18 protein-coding genes are annotated in these 19,252 nt (G+C 52.4%); 9 read left to right on the top strand and 9 right to left on the bottom strand.

Going from position 1 to position 19,252, the window contains the following annotated elements; translation table 11 throughout:
- The first annotated feature begins 233 nt into the window (after window positions 1-233).
- A complete protein-coding gene (gene sdhA / locus DFP95_RS17895; RefSeq protein WP_115994031.1) occupies window positions 234-1,991 on the top strand; it encodes a succinate dehydrogenase flavoprotein subunit in 1,758 nt (585 codons plus the stop codon).
- A gap of 3 nt (window positions 1,992-1,994) precedes the next feature.
- Window positions 1,995-2,768, top strand: coding sequence for a succinate dehydrogenase iron-sulfur subunit (sdhB, locus tag DFP95_RS17890; protein ID WP_115994030.1), 774 nt, complete (start codon window positions 1,995-1,997; stop codon window positions 2,766-2,768).
- A 46-nt stretch (window positions 2,769-2,814) separates the two neighbouring features.
- Here the strand turns inward: sdhB and DFP95_RS17885 are convergent, their stop codons facing one another.
- The 5 genes from DFP95_RS17885 to DFP95_RS17865 all read right to left on the bottom strand — a co-directional run bounded on the left by DFP95_RS17885 (window position 2,815) and on the right by DFP95_RS17865 (window position 7,532).
- Window positions 2,815-3,111, bottom strand: coding sequence for a hypothetical protein (locus tag DFP95_RS17885; RefSeq protein ID WP_115994029.1), 297 nt, complete (start codon window positions 3,109-3,111; stop codon window positions 2,815-2,817).
- 121 nt (window positions 3,112-3,232) lie between these two features.
- A complete protein-coding gene (locus tag DFP95_RS17880) occupies window positions 3,233-4,387 on the bottom strand; it encodes a TolB family protein (RefSeq protein WP_115994028.1) in 1,155 nt (384 codons plus the stop codon).
- Window positions 4,384-5,868 (bottom strand): sensor histidine kinase, encoded by a 1,485-nt coding sequence (locus DFP95_RS17875; RefSeq protein WP_115994027.1) that lies wholly within the window; start codon window positions 5,866-5,868, stop codon window positions 4,384-4,386. The genes DFP95_RS17880 and DFP95_RS17875 overlap by 4 nt, the downstream gene beginning before the upstream one ends.
- Complete coding sequence (locus tag DFP95_RS17870) at window positions 5,865-6,554, bottom strand: response regulator transcription factor (protein ID WP_115994026.1); 690 nt, start codon at window positions 6,552-6,554, stop codon at window positions 5,865-5,867. The genes DFP95_RS17875 and DFP95_RS17870 overlap by 4 nt, the downstream gene beginning before the upstream one ends.
- A gap of 30 nt (window positions 6,555-6,584) precedes the next feature.
- A complete protein-coding gene (locus DFP95_RS17865) occupies window positions 6,585-7,532 on the bottom strand; it encodes a M15 family metallopeptidase (RefSeq protein ID WP_115994025.1) in 948 nt (315 codons plus the stop codon).
- Window positions 7,533-7,751: 219 nt separating this feature from the next.
- Here DFP95_RS17865 and DFP95_RS17860 point away from each other — a divergent pair, with 219 nt between their 5' ends.
- Complete coding sequence (locus DFP95_RS17860; protein ID WP_115994024.1) at window positions 7,752-9,749, top strand: methyl-accepting chemotaxis protein; 1,998 nt, start codon at window positions 7,752-7,754, stop codon at window positions 9,747-9,749.
- An 89-nt stretch (window positions 9,750-9,838) separates the two neighbouring features.
- On the opposite strand, the gene DFP95_RS17855 is transcribed toward DFP95_RS17860, so the two are convergent.
- Entirely contained in the window at window positions 9,839-10,147 is a 309-nt protein-coding gene (locus DFP95_RS17855) for a winged helix-turn-helix transcriptional regulator (RefSeq protein WP_115994023.1), read from the bottom strand.
- A 154-nt stretch (window positions 10,148-10,301) separates the two neighbouring features.
- Between DFP95_RS17855 and DFP95_RS17850 the strand changes: the two genes are divergently transcribed.
- Both DFP95_RS17850 and DFP95_RS17845 read left to right on the top strand, forming a co-directional pair.
- Window positions 10,302-10,703 carry a DoxX family protein gene (locus DFP95_RS17850; RefSeq protein ID WP_115994022.1) on the top strand — a complete coding sequence of 134 codons (402 nt, stop codon included), beginning with the start codon at window positions 10,302-10,304 and terminating at the stop codon, window positions 10,701-10,703.
- A 23-nt stretch (window positions 10,704-10,726) separates the two neighbouring features.
- Window positions 10,727-11,431: a pirin family protein gene (locus DFP95_RS17845; protein WP_115994021.1), complete on the top strand. Its 705-nt coding sequence runs from the start codon at window positions 10,727-10,729 to the stop codon at window positions 11,429-11,431.
- Between the two features lie 243 nt (window positions 11,432-11,674).
- Here DFP95_RS17845 and DFP95_RS17840 read toward each other — a convergent pair whose 3' ends face one another.
- Together DFP95_RS17840 and DFP95_RS17835 are read right to left on the bottom strand one after the other, a co-directional pair.
- A complete protein-coding gene (locus tag DFP95_RS17840; RefSeq protein ID WP_115994020.1) occupies window positions 11,675-12,487 on the bottom strand; it encodes a histidinol-phosphatase in 813 nt (270 codons plus the stop codon).
- A 22-nt stretch (window positions 12,488-12,509) separates the two neighbouring features.
- Complete coding sequence (locus tag DFP95_RS17835; protein ID WP_115994019.1) at window positions 12,510-13,412, bottom strand: LysR family transcriptional regulator; 903 nt, start codon at window positions 13,410-13,412, stop codon at window positions 12,510-12,512.
- 203 nt (window positions 13,413-13,615) lie between these two features.
- On the opposite strand from DFP95_RS17835, the gene DFP95_RS17830 reads away from it, so the two are divergent.
- The 3 genes from DFP95_RS17830 to DFP95_RS17820 all read left to right on the top strand — a co-directional run bounded on the left by DFP95_RS17830 (window position 13,616) and on the right by DFP95_RS17820 (window position 17,296).
- Window positions 13,616-15,238: a DHA2 family efflux MFS transporter permease subunit gene (locus tag DFP95_RS17830; protein ID WP_115994018.1), complete on the top strand. Its 1,623-nt coding sequence runs from the start codon at window positions 13,616-13,618 to the stop codon at window positions 15,236-15,238.
- Window positions 15,239-15,245: 7 nt separating this feature from the next.
- Complete coding sequence (locus DFP95_RS17825; protein ID WP_115994017.1) at window positions 15,246-15,824, top strand: PadR family transcriptional regulator; 579 nt, start codon at window positions 15,246-15,248, stop codon at window positions 15,822-15,824.
- A 215-nt stretch (window positions 15,825-16,039) separates the two neighbouring features.
- Window positions 16,040-17,296 (top strand): MFS transporter, encoded by a 1,257-nt coding sequence (locus DFP95_RS17820; protein ID WP_245987716.1) that lies wholly within the window; start codon window positions 16,040-16,042, stop codon window positions 17,294-17,296.
- A 13-nt stretch (window positions 17,297-17,309) separates the two neighbouring features.
- On the opposite strand, the gene DFP95_RS17815 is transcribed toward DFP95_RS17820, so the two are convergent.
- Window positions 17,310-18,257, bottom strand: coding sequence for a zinc dependent phospholipase C family protein (locus tag DFP95_RS17815; protein WP_115994015.1), 948 nt, complete (start codon window positions 18,255-18,257; stop codon window positions 17,310-17,312).
- Window positions 18,258-18,373: 116 nt separating this feature from the next.
- Between DFP95_RS17815 and DFP95_RS17810 the strand changes: the two genes are divergently transcribed.
- Window positions 18,374-18,832 carry a chemotaxis protein CheX gene (locus DFP95_RS17810; protein ID WP_115994014.1) on the top strand — a complete coding sequence of 153 codons (459 nt, stop codon included), beginning with the start codon at window positions 18,374-18,376 and terminating at the stop codon, window positions 18,830-18,832.
- The last annotated feature ends 420 nt before the right edge of the window (window positions 18,833-19,252 follow it).

The raw sequence follows: 19,252 nt of genomic DNA, 5'->3' as shown, positions 1-19,252 counted from the left end.
CGTTATCGCTTTACTAACATAACGATCGGAAATATGGAATCTAGTTTATATACCCATCCGATCGCTCGATACAAACGTTTACTGCCGTCCAAGGACGGCGGAACCGTTTTACTTGCAATATCAGAAAGTATAAAATTTTGAATTCTTTATACTCATCTGATAGCTCGATACAAACGTTTACTGCCGTCCAAGGACGGCGGAACCGTTTTACTTGGGAGGAGAAAACATACACAATGGCTACTCAAAAAGTGATCGTCGTCGGCGGCGGGCTTGCCGGCTTGATGGCGACGATTAAAGCGGCGGAAGCGGGAGCGCGGGTCGATCTGTTCTCGCTAGTCCCGGTTAAAAGATCTCACTCCGTGTGCGCGCAAGGCGGCATTAACGGAGCGGTAAATACGAAGGGCGAAGGCGACTCCCCTTGGGAGCACTTCGACGATACGGTATACGGCGGGGATTTCCTGGCCAATCAACCGCCGGTTAAAGCGATGTGCGAAGCGGCGCCGGGCATTATCCATCTGATGGACCGGATGGGCGTTATGTTCAGCCGTACGCCGGAAGGCTTGCTCGACTTCCGCAGGTTCGGCGGCACGCAGTATCACCGCACAGCTTTCGCGGGTGCGACGACCGGACAACAATTGTTGTACGCGTTGGACGAGCAAGTTCGACGCTGGGAAGCGGCCGGACTCGTGCAGAAGTTCGAGCACTGGGAATTTACGTCCGTCGTCATCGACGACGACGGCGTGTGCCGCGGAATCGCGGCGCAAGATCTTCGCTCGATGGAGTCGGTTACGTTCCGCGGGGATGCGGTCATCTTAGCTACTGGCGGTCCCGGCATTATTTTCGGGAAAACGACGAACTCCGTCATCAATACGGGTACGGCGGCGAGCGCGGTATACCAACAGGGCGTTTATTACGCGAACGGAGAATTTATCCAAATTCATCCGACGGCTATTCCGGGCGACGATAAGCTGCGTCTCATGAGCGAATCCGCTCGGGGCGAAGGCGGACGGATTTGGACGTACAAGGACGGAAAGCCTTGGTACTTCCTCGAGGAAAAATATCCGGCATACGGGAATCTCGTTCCGCGCGATATCGCGACTCGCGAAATCTTCGACGTCTGCGTAGAGCAGAAGCTCGGAATCGACGGAGAGAATAAGGTTTACCTGGATTTGTCGCATAAGGATCCGAAGGAGCTAGACGTTAAGCTCGGCGGAATCATCGAAATATACGAGAAGTTCATGGGCGACGATCCTCGCAAGATACCGATGCAGATTTTCCCGGCGGTTCATTATTCGATGGGCGGAATGTGGGTCGATTACAATCAGATGACGAACATTCCCGGCTTGTTCGCTTGCGGGGAATGCGAGTACCAATATCACGGCGCGAACCGCCTTGGCGCGAACTCGCTACTGTCCGCGATTTACGGCGGCATGGTCACCGGACCGAAAGCGATCGAATACATTCGCGGCTTGAAGAAGTCCGCGGAAGACGTTGCGGAGAGCGTGTTCGAGCGCGAACGCAACAAGCAGGCGGATAAATACGAGTCGATCTTGAAGATGGACGGTACGGAAAACGCTTATGTGCTTCACAAAGAGCTTGGCGAGTGGATGACGAACAACATGACCGTCGTCCGTTACAACAAGAAGCTCGAAGAAACGATCGGCAAGATCAAAGAGCTTAAACAGCGTTACCAGAAAATCAATATCAACGATACGGCCCGTTGGAACAACACAGGTGTGGCGTTTACCCGCCAACTGTGGAACATGATGGAGCTTGCCGAGGCGATGACGGTGGGCGCGTTGATGCGGAACGAAAGCCGCGGCGCGCATTACAAACCGGAATTCACGGAACGCGATGACGATAATTTCATGAAAACCACGAAAGCGAAATGGACGGCCGAAGGTCCTCAGATCACTTACGAGGACATCGACGTATCCTTGATCGCTCCGCGGAAACGCGATTACTCCACGAACAAGAAGAAGGAGGGCTAAGCCATGGCGGGAACGACTACCACGACGACTGCGGCACGCAAAGTTAAATTTGTTATTACGCGCCGGGAACGTCCGGATGCCTCCCCTTTCACGGAGGAATTCGAAGTTCCGTATCGTCCGAATATGAACGTAATTAGCGCATTGATGGAAATTCAGCGGAATCCCGTCAAGACGAACGGCGAGAAAACGGCGCCGGTCTGCTGGGAATCCAACTGTTTGGAGGAAGTGTGCGGCGCATGCTCCATGGTCGTCAACGGCAAGCCGCGTCAAGCTTGCAGCACGCTTATCGACAAGCTGGAGCAACCGATTCGTTTGGAGCCGATGTCGACTTTTCCCGTTGTCCGCGACTTGGTCATTAACCGCGAGCGGATGTTCAAGGCGCTGAAGAAAGTCAAAGCATGGATTCCGATCGATGGAACCTACGACCTCGGACCGGGGCCTAGATTGGCCGAATCGAAACGTCAATGGGCTTACGAATTATCCAAGTGCATGACTTGCGGCGTTTGCCTTGAGGCATGTCCCAACGTTAACGACCGGAACAGCTTTATCGGTCCGGCCGCCATCTCGCAAGTTCGTTTGTTCAACGTACATCCGACAGGCGAGATGAACGCGCACGAGCGCTTGGAAGCGTTGATGGAAGAAGGCGGCATCGAAGGCTGCGGCAACTCGCAGAACTGCGTGCGCTCTTGCCCGAAAGGCATTCCGCTAACGACATCCATCGCCGCGATGAACAGAGACACGACGAAGCATATGTTCAAGCAATGGCTCGGCATGTAACTTCGAGAACCGCTAAGCAGGGGATTTCCCCTCTTGGCGGTTTTTTTTAACGGCTTTTCCGGCTATGAAGCGTGCAAATCGAAATAAGCGTGCCTCGCACGGCTATTGTGCCGAAAGTGACCCTCAAGACCGGAATAAGCGTGCCTCGCACGGCTATTTTACCGAAAATGACGCTCATGACCGGAATAAGCGTGCCTCGCGCGGCTATTTTACCGAACATGCCGCTCATGACCGGAATAAGCGTGCCTCGCGCGGCTATTTTACCGAAAATGACGCTCATGACCGGAACAAGCGTGCCTCGCGCGGCTATTTGTGCTTGCTTAGCCGGATCCCGAGCTTTCATGATCGCGTATATACGCGGAGTAGCTGTTCGCTTCGATCAGATCAAATAAAAAAACGCCCTCCCCATTGAAAAGGGAATGGACGTTCTTCGTATCGATCCGACCAAAGGGTTACGGTTCCGATTATTGGTCAGTCGCTTCCTTAGATGCGCTGACGTTGCTATTAACCCTAAGCAAGAAGGTGACGAATCGGTTACGCTTGTTTTTCTCATCCGGCTGGGTCGTCGAGACCATGAGACGCGTTCCGGTCGGGCTCCAATGCAACGGGTCGGCTATAAACTTAACGTCGACGGTAAGAGGCATAGAGAGCCCGGTAACCAAGTCGGCCAAGTAAATGCCTCTTACGGTACCGTTGTCCGTTATGCCCGCGTAAGCGATACTGTTGCCGTCGGGAGACCAAGCCGTGCCGTAGATTTGGTTATCCTGCGCGATCGCCTTCAAGACATTTCCCTGCAGATCGGTTATAAGCAGCTCCATCCGCCCGCTTTTTGTTCTATTAACGACTGCCAGGCGTTGCTCGTCCGGAGACGGGACCATCCAAACGACGTTGTTAATCGGCAACGCTACGGACTTGCCCGTTAGAGTATTCGCGAAAAGCGTTCCCTTCAAGGCTGAATAGTACAACATGCCGTCCATGTACGCAACGTTGTTCACGAAGGGGATCGCGCTGTCCAGAAGCAATCGGGGTTGCTCGTGGCTATCCGCGCTTGCCATATAAATTTTGCCGTCGATCGTCGCATATACGACTGAATCGTTGTCGATCCAGCGGCCGCTCTGCACTTCCATGGCATCCTCTTCCGTAAAAGCTTTCTCCTTCATCGAAGTAAGATCAAGAAAATAACCTTTCCCGGTATTACTTTGCGAATAGAACGTTTTATAGAAGACCCGCATTCTGTCCGGACTCACCTGAGCAAAACCTTGGTGCTCGTTCGCTGCCAAGAGAGGGGTTTGAGTGCCAGTCTGCAGAGATTGGATGTAGATGTTGTGAGGATACCACTCTCCGCCTTCGATTTTCTCCGGCGTTCCGGTCTCGCGATTCTCGCGGTCTACGAGAATTTCCTCCTCGCTGAGCCAATCCATTCCCCTTACGTCGTCCAGCTTGACGAGCGTATTGACGAGGGACTCATCGTAAGAAGAATCTTCGGGATTGTCTATGACGGTAATCTTCTTGGCGGTAGTGTCCAGGGTAGAGCTGCCGGGTACGTTCATCTGTTGGCATCCGAATAAGAAAAGAAGAGCGAGGGGAACTATCCAGCGAAGCGTTGTTCTTACTTTCATTGGAGACCCTCCTTCAATAAGGAATGATTGAGACAAGGAAACGTTAGCCTGAAAAGAGTTCCTTCTTCCGAGTCCGCTATTTCGATCGTTCCATGGTGTTTGTCGACCAACTGCTTGACCAGCGCCAAGCCAAGTCCCGTACCGCTGCTCCCCCGGGAACGATCCTTATTGACCGTGTAGAAGGGCTCGAATATTTTATCGCGGGCTTCCTCGGGAATTCCGATGCCGGTGTCCGCGATATCGATAACGACCCGGTTGTTATCGAGTCGGTTCGTCACGATAATCCGTCCGCCGGGTACGTTATACTTGATCGCGTTATCCAACAGATTGATCAGAATATGCACCATGCTTTCGCGGTCGGCCCATATGGCGACTTTCTCGAGCTTGGACTCGATCGCGACGTCGAATCTCTCGGCTTTGGCTTTCATCCTGTCGATCAGACCAAGGAGAAGCTCTTGAACTTCCACGCGTTCCGCCTGATATTCGAACTCGTACTTCTCGAGCGCGGCAAGCCGTAAAATCATCTCGACCATCTCGTGCAGCCTTTCGGTTTCTAAGCGAATGCGCTGGACGGCGTCTTCTTGCAAAGCGGAATCGTCCCGATAGATATCCATGAGCTCCGCGTAAGCTTTAATCGAAGTGAGCGGCGTCTTGAATTCATGGCTGATGTTACCGATGAATTGCTTCTGTTGTTGCTCGAGCTTCTGCAATTTCTCGACCGCCTGCCGCAGCTTCGTTTCTTCTTCGAGCATGGCGGTCATGCTGTATTGGATTTCGGAGCTCATGTAGTAAATACCTTGGCTGAGCTGCCCTAGCTCGTCTTTGCGTTTCAACGGAGAAGAAGAAAGAAATTGCCCCCTGCGAATCTGTTCGGCAGATCGGTTAAGCGCGATGATTGCCGACGTTGCCCGCCGGAAATAGAGGTATCCGAGCACGAAGCTCGCGGCCAGGACGGCGGCTCCGGTTACAATGAAGAGCCTGGCGATCGTATCGTAAAATTTGTTATCCTCGGTTAACGAATATTGGAATTGGATAACGCCCATCTGTTGCTTGGGGCCTTGCAGCGGGGTCAAATAAAACAGCGACTCGCCTTCCCTCTGATAGGCGATCTTGCCTTCGATGGCGTAGGTTAACGTTTGTTCGACGTCGTAATGGGAGCTCAAAGGGACGGAATCGCCGACCTTGTTGCCGGAATTGTCGTAAAGGACGACATGCAGCCCGGAGTAAACGGCCAAATCCAAAGCGAATTGCTGACCGCGCGTGCGAAGGAAGGTTTGCGCTTCGATCGGAGTGGAAGTTAAATAAGCCTGTTTAATACTCAGATTGGCGATCCTCGTTTGCTGCAGAAGTTCCTTTTCCATTCGAACCTTCTGTTGATCCTGTATCCCTCTTAGTACGAAGATGCTAAGAACGAGCACGGTTAATAACAAAAGGACGGCGAGAAAAAAACTGAATTTGATTTTGATGCTAACGGTGGTCATGAAGAAGTTCCGGCTCCGACCGCTTTATATCCGACTCCGAAAACGGTTTGCAACAGACGCTGTCCCGTTTCTCCCAGCTTTTTGCGCAAACGCTGCATATGGATGTCGACCGTTCTCGTACCCGCTGCGTATTCCATCCCCCATACGGCATCCAGCAGATCATCCCTCGTATATACGCGTTCCGGATTGGAGAGCAGCAGCGCAAGCAGGTCGAACTCCTTGGGCGTGAGCTCGACCGGTAAGCTATCTACGAGCACGGATCTCAGCTTGAGATGCACGACCAGCGAACCCCACGCGAGCGTCTCGACGTCAGGTGTTTTTTGCTCCAGACGGCGAAGCAGCGCTTTAACCCTGGCAATCAATTCCCGCATGTCGAAGGGTTTGGTCATGTAATCGTCCGCGCCCATCTCCAAGCCGACGATCTTATCCACGATATCGTTCTTGACCGTAAGCAGAATGATTCCCATGTTGGCGCGGTTATCGAGCTTGCGGCATACTTCGTAGCCCGTCAGCTTGGGCATCATGACATCGAGCACGATGACATGGGGCTTAAAGCTGAGGGCTGTATCCAGAGCGGCTTGGCCGTCGTAAACGGTTTCGACCTCATACCCTTCTCTGCGGAACGCATAGGAGATCGGGTTGGCGATCCCCGGTTCGTCGTCGGCTACCAGAATTCGTTTGTTCATCGATTCACCTAATTCAGTGGTTTATGACATCTACATATTATCGGCAGCAACGGCATCGAAATATTGCTCTAGCGTTAATTTTTTATCGGCGATTTCCTTCGCGACGTCTTTACCTACGTAACGTACGTGCCAAGGCTCGTAAGAATAACCCGTTATGGACTCTTTACCCTTCAGGAAACGAATGATAAACCCGTGCTCGGCAGCGTGCTCGGCCAACCATTTGCCTTCTTTCGTTTCGCCGAAGTTCTCTTCAAGAGCATAATCGGCGCTTGCGCTCGACACGTCCATCGCCAAGCCGGTTTGATGCTCGCTTTGGCCTGGGCGGGCGCTCGTGCGGTTTGCGACTTCCTCGCCTTTAATTGCCGCATTGTTCTCGAATATGGATTTCTGCGAAGCGTATGAACGGTAACCGGACACGGCTTTCAAAGTGAAGCCGTCTTCCTTCGCCGCTTTAAATAGCGACTCCAACGCTTCGGCCGCTTCTTTGCGCATTTGTTTCTTCGGCGAGTCGCCGGAGAAAGAGAACTCGACGTCGGGAATGACCAAGTCGCTCGGCGTATAAGTCGACGGCAAATTCCGCTTCTTGTTAACGACGGCGAGAAGGCTTGAAGTATTCGTAACGATGGCAAGCCCTTGCTTGTCTGTCTTGACGTTCGAATCGGGTAAGTTAGCCACCAACAGGGCGTTCAATTCGGAATTTTCAAGCGGGGGATCTACCTGCTCGACGGGTGGTTTGCTTGACTCCGGAGGCTCGGATTGTACCGGATTCGTCCCCGAAGGAGACGGCTCGACTGATGGCTCGTCCGTTTGCGTATCGGACGAAGACGGGGATTCCGACGGTTCATCCGATGGAGAGCCGGAAGGCTGAGAGATAGGAAGTTCATCCGACTTCGGGTGAGTCAAGGCATCCACCTTGGACCATAAGCCTGCTGTGACGATAACTCCGATAACGACGACAATAACCAAACTCTTCTTCATTCATCTCGCTCCTTCAGAACTTAGCTTCTGATTAGTAGAGTAAGAGAATGATGTAACCCCGTTATATCGACATGTATCAAAGTTGTAAACTTTTCTTTATTCGTCAATCTATTTTTCGAATATTGTGGAAAAATGCTAGATATTGTCGAATAAGAAGAGGAAAATGATGGGTGACTGTCAAATGAAAATAGAAGCTGTTTTAAAGGGGTTGTTTCTTGTATGGTTAAAGGCCGACGTTTTTGGGGGTATTTGCGCGTTCAAGTCATGTTATTAATGGTCGTCATGCTCATGCTTCCGCTAGGTTGCGTGGGATGGCTGTACTACGACACGTTAAGCTCGGATTTACGCGAAATAGAGAAAGCGCATGCCTTGGAGGTCAGCGATTCCGCCCATAGACTGCTAGAGCAGCTTGGGGAGCATTTGTCGGGCTCGGCTATCACGAACGCGAAGTGGAAGGACAATCTGGATGCGGTGAACAGGAAGGATATCGCATGGATCGAGGAAAACGTAAATATATCTCTGGAAATTATCCCGGGCCTCAGTTTCCTGGCGACCGTGGATAACGATGGTAACGTGATGTCGCAAGCGGGAGATATCCCGGAATTCACGGGCAAGCTCAAGGACGGCTCGATCGTCGAGAAGGTCAGGCAAACACCCGACGTCTATGGCATGATACAGACCTCCAAGGGGCTGGCGGTCATTGCGGCTTCGCAAATCACGGACGAGAAGAAGACGGAAGCTTCCTCGGGAATTTTGATTTTCGGACAGCTATTAAGCGACGAGGCGATGAAAGGGATCGGTACGATATTGAACGCGGGAATTGCCATTCGTTCGCTTGAAGGGCAGAAGCTCGCCAGCAATGAGGAAACGTTGGCCTTGATCGGAGAAGCGAGCAACGGGGAGCTTCCGGCCGTAGGCGGTGAACCGGATTTCCGGACCGGCGGTAAAGGAGGTTCGAGATCTAGCGAGGTGATATCGGGTCATCCGGGCATGTCGGGTGTCTCTGTCGCGGAGATGATCGTTTCCGTACCCGCGGAGGCGAGCGGCACCGTACAGACGGAGATGGTCCGACTAAGCGGAATCGCAGCGGTGATGGCTGTCGTGCTGATACTCTTGATCGCCGTCGTGCTGCGCAGAAGAATTATCGTACCGCTCGTTAGATTCGATGCTTTTCTTCATGAAGTATCCTTGGGTCATCTATCGGTTTTGTTGCCGGACAAAGTGAAGAACAGGGAGGATGAAATCGGGTCGATCGCGCGATCCCTGCAAGATATGGTAGGGCAGCTAAAGCATCTTGTCTCGGGCATTCGCACGACGGCAGCCGACTCTTCGACGGCAGCAGGCCATTTGACCGCCGAAGCGGATTTCGCGGCGGAGGGCGCGAACAGAATCGCGGAATCGATGCGGGAAGTGGCTGCCGGAGCCGATTCGCAGGCGCAAGGAATGAAGCGGGGAGCCGAAGTTACCCGGGAAATACTCGGCAGCATGAACATTATCAGCGATCGTACGACCTCGGTAGCCGCAGTGGCCGAGCAAGCGACCAAACAAGCGGGAGATGGGAACGATACGGTCCATCGCGCCGTCGAACAGATGGGGAAAATCGCGTCATCCGTCGAAAGCTCGGTTCGCGATGCGCACGAGCTTCAAGAGAAGTCGGAACAAATCGGCAAAATGGTCGAAGCGATATCCGGAATAGCTTACCGTACGAATTTGCTTGCGCTGAACGCCAACATCGAGGCCAGCAGAGCCGGCGAGCATGGAAAGGGATTTTCGGTCGTCGCGGACGAAGTAAGGAAGCTTGCCATGCAGGCTGACTTGACCGCATCCGAAATCAGGCAAGAGGTAACAGACATTCAAACGGGAATTCAATCCGTACTGAGAAGAACCGAGGACGGATATCGCGAAGTGCAGAGCGGCACGGAATGGGTCCGTGCGGCGGGTAATGCATTCCAAGACATCGCTTCGGGAATCGAGGCCATCGAAGGCGAGCTTCGGGACATCGCCGCCGCAGGCCAAGAAGTTGGCGCCCAAGTCGAAGAGCTATCGACGTTGGTCGGCCAATCGGATGCCATCTCCGAATCGAGCGCGGAACGCTCGCAAGACGTCGCCGGCATTGCGGAGTCCCAGATGATCTCCGTTCGCAAGGTCGCGGACGCGATGGGATCGCTGTCGGACCGCATTCGGGAGCTGGAGCAGGCGGTCAATCGGTTCAAATAGAATACTTCGCATGAACGAGAAAGAGCTGCCCGTCAGGTCGATTGCGACTTGACGGGCAGCTCTTTCGTTAATGGATGATCTATGGCTGATTACATCCAATTTTCGCCCCAATTTTGAATGGAATGAATGACTTCATCCAAATGTTGGCCTTTTTCGGTTAACTCGTATTCGATGCGCACCGGCATTTCGGGATACACGGTTCGAGTAAGAATTCCGCTGGCTTCGAGCTCTTTCATGCGGTCGGTCAGCATTTTGTCGCTCATATCGGGAATTTGCTCTTTAATATCCTTAAACCGTTTGGGTCCTCCGAGCAGTACTCGGATGATGAGCCCCGTCCATTTTTTGCCCAGCAGTTCGGCTGCTGACTCGTACTTGGGGCACATTTTGGAATAGTCCATACCGATTCCCCCTTTGATCCTATATTAGCATACTCACTTCAGAAAAGTAAGTGTGACTAAAATTTAATATAGTTACTTGACAAAAGTAAGTTACAATATTATTATTTTTCAAGCGGGAACAACATCTTGCTAAACAAAATAAAGGACGTGGGTTATGATGGAATGGGGATTATTGATACTCAGAGTCATTGTCGGTTTATTATTCGCTGGACATGCGATGCAGAAATTAGCAGGGTGGTTCGGCGGTTACGGTATTGCGGGCACGGGAGGATTCTTCGAATCGATCGGATTAAAGCCCGGCCGAACGATGGCCATACTGGCAGGACTTTCGGAGCTCGTAGGCGGCTTGCTGTTCGCGGTCGGATTGTTGACTCCATTAGCCGCCGCGTTGCTAGTCCTCATCATGCTGATTTCAATTATTAAAGTACATGGGAAGCACGGATTATGGGTTACCCAGAACGGATACGAATACAATCTCGTGCTTATTGCAGTCGCCATTGCCGTGGCGCTTATCGGGCCTGGTGACTATTCTATCGACGCAATTTGGGTAAACTGAACGAAACAAGGAGGCGTGAAGCCATGATTGCCATTCAACGAGCTGACGAGCGTTATTCCGCGGACAACGGCTGGTTAAAATCGAATTTCAGCTTTTCGTTCGCGGATTACTACGATCCTAATTACATGCAATTCGGACCTATGAGAGTGATGAACGACGATTCCATAGCGGCGGCGCAAGGGTTCGGCATGCATCCGCACCGAGAGATGGAGATCGTGACGATCGTCCTAAGAGGTAGATTGGAGCATCGGGATAGCTTGGGCAACATAGCGGAGACGACTTGGGGCGGCATTCAACGGATGTCCGCGGGGACTGGGGTTTTCCATTCGGAATTCAATATTTCCAAAGAGGAACAGCTCGATTTATTGCAAATGTGGTTCGTACCGAACGAGAAGGGCGTGACTCCTTCGTATGAGACGACGGAGTTCGACAAAGACAGGCTGGCGGACGTTCTTGTTCCGGTTGCCTCCGTTAACGGGGTCGAAGGAAAAGTCGCACGAGTACATCAGGATATGACCGTTTATCTATCGGAGCTATCCGTGAATAAACCGTTAACCTTTTCGCAACCATCAGGGAGGAAAGCGTTTCTCTTCGTGCTCGAAGGCGATATCAGCTTAAACGGAATGCATGAGCTCGGACGGCGAGATGCCGCGAGGATCACGGACGTTTCCGAGTTGACGATCGTAAGTCCGGAAGGCGCCAGCATTTTACTGATAGACTTGCCTTAAAGGTTATGAAAGCTTTTGTTACACAATTGAAACATTCCTGTCATCCGCCTGTTGCAGTGGTTGGATAAGATAATAAACAAGACCCCCTTTTTTCATATGATTGAAGCCTGCCACCGATGGCGGGCTTCCTTTTTTTTCTATCGGAAAGCATTCTGATAGCTCGATAAAACCGCAAAAAACCTTCAAGTTCACCGCTTTTGACGGACTTGAAGGTTTTTCTTTTTACGAGATATGTAGCGCAACCTACAAAGATACGACGACCTTCTGTTTCTGCCGGAAAAACACCCAGCGACTAAAGCCGATTTCACGCAAACGCTTCTGCACCAATTCCCAATCTTCGCCTACGCGGTCGGGCACGTGGGCGTCCGATCCGAAAGTGACGTCGACGCCGAAGTGATGGGCTCGCTCCAATATAACGTCGGATGGATACCAGCCTCCGCAATATTTCGTCTTCCCGCTCGTATTGATTTCGATGGAGATGTCGTTGGCAGCGACGGCTTTAAGCGCTTCGTCGATTTCCTCTTCCGCGCCGGTAATGTTGCTGAAGAGAGGGAAGTAGCCCTTCATCGCGTCGATATGACCAAGCACCTGGAACAGCCCGCTGTGGGCGGATTGCCGGATTAGCTCGTAATAATGTTTTTTCTCTTCGATTTGTTCTTCCGTTTCTTTGCCGTTCCATCTGTTGCGATTGAAGATGCTGACGCCCCGGGTCTGGTGAACGGATCCGATGATGTAATCGAAGGGATAAGGCTCGTAGGAGGAACGGTACAAATCGATTTGATCGACATAGAAGTCGGACTCGACTCCGAGCAGCACTTCGATTTTGTCCCTGTATTTGTCTTTAAGCCGCAGAACTTCCGCTACGTAGTTAGGGAAGTCGCTTCTAGCCATGGCGATGCCGGGTTGAGGTTGATCGTGTTCATGAGCAAAATATGGCGAGTGGTCGGATATTCCGATAACCTGCATGCCGGCCCGGATAGCGGCCGAGATGTAATCGTCGATCTTACCGGACGCATGCCCGCATCTGTCATGGTGCGTATGCAAATCGAATTTCATGTCTTCACTCCTCGATCTATCGTTATTCGCTGCCGATAAATTGATCCTCGGGCATGCCTTTCAAATCGTTAAGGAACTGTCGCATCGCGCTGTTCACGTATCGGCCGGATTTGGTCATGACTCCGACGGGATGACTGACTTCGAGCTCCGTAACCGAAATCATCTTCAGCGTACCGCGTCGCAGCTCGCTGGCGATCGATAGCTTCGACACGACGGCGGCTCCCATGTTGAGCTCCACCATCCGCTTGACTTCTTCGCTGCTTCCGAGCTCCATGGCGATATTCGGCTCCAGGCCATGCTCGCTGAAGATGCGGTCGACGAAACGGCGACCGAGCGTGTCCGGCGATAACATAATGAGCGGAACATCCTTTAGCATGGAAATCGTAATCCGCTTCGACGAAGCTAGAGGATGCTGCGGGGCTACGACGAATTCGAACGTATCGTAATAGAGAATCGACGTTTCGACTTGAGGGCTTCTAACCGTCAAGTAACAGATTCCGATGTCGACGGTGCCGTTCTCGACGCTGGAGAGCACTTGCGTAGAGGTCATCGATAAGATGCTTGTTTTAATAAGCGGAAATTGATTCTGAAAATAGGAAAGCACCCTCGGCAAAATTTGAATCGCGATTGAGGTCGTCGTTCCAAGCACGATATGGCCTTGGGGGATTTGGTTCAGATCCGATAGCTTTTGCTTCAATTGCTCCACGACGGCCAATATTTGCTCGGCGTGATCAAGGAATACTTGGCCCCGGTCGGTCAAGGTTACGGGATGATTGCGATCGACGAGAATGGCCTTGAATTCGTCCTCCAAGCTTTTGATCTGCGCGGAAACGGCGGGCTGAGTTAAGTTCAATACTTCCCCGGCTTTGCGGAAGCTTAGCGTCTTGGATATCGTGACTAAGGTCTCCAATTGGCTAATGTTCACCTGATCGCCTCCGTAGATTGAATAAATTTATCATGGATTCTAAAGGATATAAAAAGGATTTGTCATTGGTTTTATTATAGGGGATTATTTATTTCGGAGCAAAGGGTTGAAAGATACTCAAATTTGAGTATAATAGCGATTGGGTAATCAAATTTGAGTACTTAGAAGGTTCGATCGTTATTCAGAAAGGATGTCGTAAGATTATGGACGTGAAAAAAAGCAATACCAAGCTGGTGGTAGCGGGTCTGTTACTCGGCCTATTCATGGCCGCGTTGGACCAGACGATCGTTTCCACCGCGATGACTACCATCATTAAGAAATTAGGCGGCTTCGAAAGCTTTATATGGGTTTATTCCGCCTACATGATCGCGATGGTCGTCTCTACGCCGATTTTCGGCAAGCTTTCGGATATGTACGGTCGTAAAAGATTTTTCCTAATGGGTTTGGCGCTGTTCTTAATCGGCTCTATCCTCTGCGGGACGGCGCAGAACATGGATCAGCTCATTATTTACCGCGCCATTCAAGGGATCGGCGGCGGCGCGTTGATGCCGATCGTGTTCACGATCATATTCGATCTGTTCCCGGCCGAGAAGCGGGGCAAAATGATGGGGTTATTCGGAGCCGTGTTCGGACTATCGAGCGTATTCGGACCGATCTTAGGCGGGACGATTACCGATAATCTCAGCTGGCGCTGGATTTTCTACATCAACGTGCCCATCGGAATTCTTGCGATCATATTCATCATGCGTGCTTATCACGAGTCTAAGGTGACCAAAAAACAAGTCATCGATTGGGCGGGAGCCATACTGCTGACCGGAGCGATCCTCTGCTTGATGTTCGGTCTGGAGCTGGGCGGATCGGATGGATGGGCGTGGGATTCGGCGAAGACCATTTCGTTATTCGCGGGATCCGTCGTTATGTTGATCGCTTTCCTATTAGTGGAAAGGGTCGCCAAGGATCCGATTATCAAGTTAAGCCTGTTCCAACGGCGCTTGTTTACCGGAAGCATGGGTATCAGCTTGCTGTACGGGGCGGTCATGATGGCAAGCGCAACGTACATTCCGATTTTCATCCAAGGCGTCTTCCATAAGACGGCTACGGAAACGAGCACCGTGCTCACCCCGATGATGCTCGGCGTTGTCATTAGCGCCCAGATCGGCGGAAGAATAGCGATCAGGTTCAGATACCGGGATGTGATGATCCTCTCTGCGCTGACGCTGCTCGTCGGTTCGTTCCTGCTCGGATTCGTTATGGATGAGTCGACTAGCCGTCTGTTGATTACTTTTTTCATGGTCATCGTCGGACTTGGAATGGGAGTTTCCTTCTCGCTCCTTAACATTTCGACTCTTAATTCCGTTCCTCCTCAGTTCAAAGGCTCGGCATCTTCGCTCATTACGTTCTTCAGAACCATCGGTTCGGCATTGGGCGTGACGGTGTTCGGTACCCTTCAGAAGCATGAATTCCAGCAAGGCGTTCAGGCGCTTCCCGATATCAGCCCGCAGATGGCCGAACAGATCAAGGGAGGGCAAGCGCTGCTCGATCCTACGATTCAAGCCCAGATGGGCTTGTCACCGACTATCGTAAACGAACTGCTAGGAAAGCTGGGGGATTCGATCATCTATATTTTCCAATGGTCGGTGCTTCTGCCGATAATCGCATTCGTATTCGTCATCCTCATGGGCAATGCCCGAATGGAGAAAACGAACCCGGGACAACAGGGGTCGTCCGGACCGCAAGGTCCGAAAGGCACGCCCGGTTCTCAGGGATCGCAAGGTCCGAAGGCCGAAGGCGTCGGCAAACCGGAGCCGTCTTACCACGGGGGTTAAGTAACCCATGTCGATGAAGCTGATCATTCTGGGATTGTTGATGGAAAGCGATCGGCATCCGTACGAGATCCGTCAAACGATCAAGGAACGGAACTGGCATTTGACCTTCAAACTGCGGGATGGATCACTGTATTACGCGGTCGATCAATTGCGGGAAGGCGGCTTGATCGAGGCTTTCGAGGTCATCCCCTCCCCCGGGGACAAAAGACCGGATAAGACGGTGTACCGGATTACCGAAAAAGGAAAGGCCTCGTTCCTCGACGAGCTTTACGAGCAAATGGAACAGCCGGCGTATCCGACGCATCCGATATTCATCGCGTTGCCGTTCGCCCGGCATGGAGATTCGGATCGCTTGGCGGAACTCGCGCGGAAACAACTGGAGTCGTGCGAAGCAAGAATCGCGCATATTCAGTACGTGCTCGAGCTGAAGGGAAGCTGGCTTCCCCCCGGTGCCGTGCATATGATTCGCGGCATTCTGCGCTTCAGCGAAACGGAGCGGGATTGGATCCGCGATCTGCTGACGGACGCCGAGAACGGGCGGCTGGCCGAAGGGAAGCGCGAAGCTTCTCCATCCGAAGAGGCGTAATAACGAAACGAAAATCCCTTGGAGAGTCGATTTACGCGACTATCCGAGGGATTTTCTTCGTTCAGCGGATTTGCAGTTATCAGCGCCATAGCGCAATGTAAATTTCATATTAAATTTAAGTAATAGCGGTTGTTGGTTAATTGCGCCCACAGGAATTCGCCCACAACCGTCGAATGTTTCCGCATAAGCGAAAAATAGGCGAAGGAGCGGATGAAGTGCGGGACGATAGGAAGACGATTAGATCATGGGTCATGTACGACTGGGCGAATTCCGCGTTTGCCACGACGATCATGGCGGCGGTCATGCCGATTTATTATATCGATGCGATCGGAGGCACGGATTCCGACTGGGGCTTCACGCAGACGGCTGCCGCGATCGTGGTGGCATTGCTGTCGCCTCTTCTCGGGGCGATAGCGGATTACTCGGGGTTTAAGCTTAAGTTTCTAGGGATGTTCGCGATTATAGGCGCATTGTCCAGCATGTTGCTCGTATTGCCGGGAAATGGAGACGTCTTGTTCGCCTCGGCGCTAGTCGTCTTCGGAATGATCGGCTTTGGTGCCGGGAATACCTTCTACGATGCGCTGCTTAACGACATTTCCTCGCCGGGTATGAGGGAGAAAGTAAGCGCCCGAGGGTTTGCGATGGGATATCTGGGCGGAGGAGTATTGCTGGCACTGAATATATTGTTCATACAGAGTCCGGAGTTGTTCGGACTTAAGGATAGCACGGGCGGCTCTCAGCTATCGTTCCTGACGGTAGGCCTGTGGTGGCTGATCTTCTCCATCCCGATCTTCCGCAACGTGAAGGTGCCGCAGCCCGCCGTTCGGCTAAGCGCGGCGAAGCATGTGCGCGAGGGTATGCATCGGCTTCGGACAACCTTCTCCCAGATTCGGCAATATCCGGAATTGTGGAAGTTCATGATCGCATATTGGTTTTTCTTCGACGGCGTGAACACCGTAATCGTTATGGCCACGAGCTATGGGACCACGATCGGAATAGAGACAAGCTCGCTGATCACCGCACTGCTGTTAACGCAATTCATCGGTTTTCCGGCCTCTTACTTATTCGGCAGTTTAGCCGTTCGCTGGGGACCGAAGAGAATGCTTTACGCTTCGCAGGCTATTTACATCGTCATCGTCATTCTTGGGTTTTTCATGGAAAATGCCACGCACTTCTATATCCTCGCCGGCCTCGTCGGCCTCGTGCAGGGAGGCTCTCAAGCGACTGCGCGATCGATCTATAGCCGCTTGATCCCGGGAGACAGAGCTGCCGAATACAACGGTTTCCTCTCGTTCACGAGCCGATTTTTCTCGTTCGGGGGACCGCTCGTCTTCGCGCTAGTTAAAGTATTCAGCGATTCCAGCCGCTTGGCGATTCTAGCCGTCGCATTTTTCTTCGTGATGGGCATGATCCTGCTGACTTTCGTCGATACCGCCAAAGGGGAACGGGAAGCAGAGCGCGCGATCGGCTAGACGCGTTCAAGCGTTATGCCGGGACGATGGAATCCGCGTACGTAATTCTTCCCCGATCGCATGGGAGTCCGGTTTCATATGAAATGTCTTGAAGCAGATTTATAAATTCGATCTTAGTGTGATCCGCTTCTTCTCCCGGCTCGGCTTTCAACCAAGCAATACCTGCTGCGGTCGTCGCGTTGGCATCCTCGAGGGCGCGATCCCATAAGTCCATCGCGCTTTCACGGTGAAGGACCGTACGGTCGGTCGGATCGATCCACGGCTGGCGGGCTTCGTTCAGCACGTCCCACTCGGGCAAACGGCGAGGCGGAGAGAACGGTTCGATCTGGCCGAAGAGCAGCTTGCTTTTCCAACCGGACGGGTCGAAGAACAGGCGCTGGGCCTTCATCAATTGCGCAACGGCATAATCAAGCTGCTCCGCGGTGATTAAGCCGGCGAGCACGGGATAATGAAGGGATACGACCCGCAGGAAATCGGTGGCGAAGCCACCGGGCAATCGGCCCGCCGTATCGATTTCGGGAATGACGGACGTCAGTCCGGTATTCACTCCTGCCCGCTTCAGGAGAATGACGGAATCCATCGCCGTTTCGAAACGCTGATGGTGCCATTTCTTAAAGCCGGAACGGCTGAATACGTAGGGATGGAGATGTCTGTCCAGGATATGGTGAAGAAGAAATCCGATCGTGTAAGCGACTGCAGGATCCTTCATATCGCGATTCTTAACCTCTTGGAATAAGGAGAGGAGAAAAGGGCCGCACCGGACGTTATGCATCTGCGAGCCCAGCTTGTTGAGAGGAGTCGGTTTCTGCCACGGCAAAAAATGATCGTAAAACAAAAAATCGGGTCCTTGGCAGCCGAGTTGAAACGCGTTTTTCCATGCTCGGTCATCCAGGTATCCGGTTGCCCGCATAGTCGTTAAGACTTCTTTCCCGAATTGAATATGGGCCCAAATATTCGGCAATGTTCTACCCCCTTTGACAAAAATCAGTGTACTTGTACCTATGATTTCAGTATAATGGGGGAAAGCAGTTACGGCTAGCGGTTTCAATCCAAGCAGGAAAAGGGGCGCGTTCAGGCATGAAGGCTGAGTACATCAACCCATTTTTGGAGTCCGCGCGAATGGTTATCGAACAGATGGTCCAAATCCGCCCCAGCACCGGCCAGCTCTCTATCCGGGATATCAAATTCGCAGAAAACCACGTTTGGATACAAATCGGACTAACGGGACATATGACCGGAGATATCGTTTTCGGATTAAGCGAATCGGTCGCGTTGAGAATTATTTCCGCGATGATGGGCGGATACGCGATTACGGAAATCGACGATATGGGCAAGAGCGCGATATCCGAACTGGGCAATATGATCAGCGGCAACGCGAGCACGATGTTGTACAATCAGGGCGTGCATGTCGATATTACGCCTCCGAAGATTATGGGAACTCATTTTGCATCGGCAACCGGCGCTAGTCGCGCGTTGGCAGTTCCGCTCATTATGGATGGCATCGGCGAGATGGAAATTCAAGTGCTGATCGCATAATTCAAGGACTTATACGAATGTTATTAGCGTCACAGCCCCGGCAGGGGCTTTTTTAATGGGAGTCGATCCCCCTAAGTCCCCCTTTCCAAGGGGGATCCCAAGGGCTGCAGCCCTCTGGACACCCGCCTGCGCGCGGAGCAACCGACGAGCGGTCTGAGCGGGGCTGGTGCGGGGGAGACGTCCATTTTCTCGGAGAGACGTGGAGCCTCGCTGCGCTTGTCGCCACTTTTCTCCGAATGATGGACTACTGCGAGAGTAGTGCGTTGGCTTTGGAGCTTGCATTTGCGCTCCAAAGGATGATTGCGGAGCTTGCTGCGCGCTCCTAAGTGCGGAGAGACGTGGAGCCTCGCTGCGCTTGTCGCCACTTTCTCCGAGAGCTTGCTGCGCGCTCCAAAGTGCGGAGAGACGTGGAGCCTCGCT

Origin of the sequence: Cohnella lupini, assembly GCF_003386205.1 — a bacterium.
Taxonomy (GTDB): Bacteria; Bacillota; Bacilli; order Paenibacillales; family Paenibacillaceae; genus Cohnella; species Cohnella lupini.
Note: the sequence above shows the minus strand (reverse complement) of the source record. Positions and strands in the feature narration are given on the sequence as shown.

Bases quoted from the DNA above. Each gene is read 5' to 3' on its own strand.
- DFP95_RS17825 (WP_115994017.1), top strand. From the start codon at position 15,246: ATGTCGATGAAGCTGATCATTCTGGGATTGTTGATGGAAAGCGATCGG.
- DFP95_RS17875 (WP_115994027.1), bottom strand. From the start codon at position 5,868: ATGACCACCGTTAGCATCAAAATCAAATTCAGTTTTTTTCTCGCCGTC.
- DFP95_RS17850 (WP_115994022.1), top strand. From the start codon at position 10,302: ATGATGGAATGGGGATTATTGATACTCAGAGTCATTGTCGGTTTATTA.
- DFP95_RS17880 (WP_115994028.1), bottom strand. From the start codon at position 4,387: ATGAAAGTAAGAACAACGCTTCGCTGGATAGTTCCCCTCGCTCTTCTT.
- DFP95_RS17810 (WP_115994014.1), top strand. From the start codon at position 18,374: ATGAAGGCTGAGTACATCAACCCATTTTTGGAGTCCGCGCGAATGGTT.
- DFP95_RS17830 (WP_115994018.1), top strand. From the start codon at position 13,616: ATGGACGTGAAAAAAAGCAATACCAAGCTGGTGGTAGCGGGTCTGTTA.
- DFP95_RS17870 (WP_115994026.1), bottom strand. From the start codon at position 6,554: ATGAACAAACGAATTCTGGTAGCCGACGACGAACCGGGGATCGCCAAC.
- DFP95_RS17865 (WP_115994025.1), bottom strand. From the start codon at position 7,532: ATGAAGAAGAGTTTGGTTATTGTCGTCGTTATCGGAGTTATCGTCACA.
- DFP95_RS17855 (WP_115994023.1), bottom strand. From the start codon at position 10,147: ATGGACTATTCCAAAATGTGCCCCAAGTACGAGTCAGCAGCCGAACTG.
- DFP95_RS17885 (WP_115994029.1), bottom strand. From the start codon at position 3,111: ATGAAAGCTCGGGATCCGGCTAAGCAAGCACAAATAGCCGCGCGAGGC.
- sdhB (WP_115994030.1), top strand. From the start codon at position 1,995: ATGGCGGGAACGACTACCACGACGACTGCGGCACGCAAAGTTAAATTT.
- DFP95_RS17845 (WP_115994021.1), top strand. From the start codon at position 10,727: ATGATTGCCATTCAACGAGCTGACGAGCGTTATTCCGCGGACAACGGC.
- DFP95_RS17860 (WP_115994024.1), top strand. From the start codon at position 7,752: ATGGTTAAAGGCCGACGTTTTTGGGGGTATTTGCGCGTTCAAGTCATG.
- sdhA (WP_115994031.1), top strand. From the start codon at position 234: ATGGCTACTCAAAAAGTGATCGTCGTCGGCGGCGGGCTTGCCGGCTTG.
- DFP95_RS17840 (WP_115994020.1), bottom strand. From the start codon at position 12,487: ATGAAATTCGATTTGCATACGCACCATGACAGATGCGGGCATGCGTCC.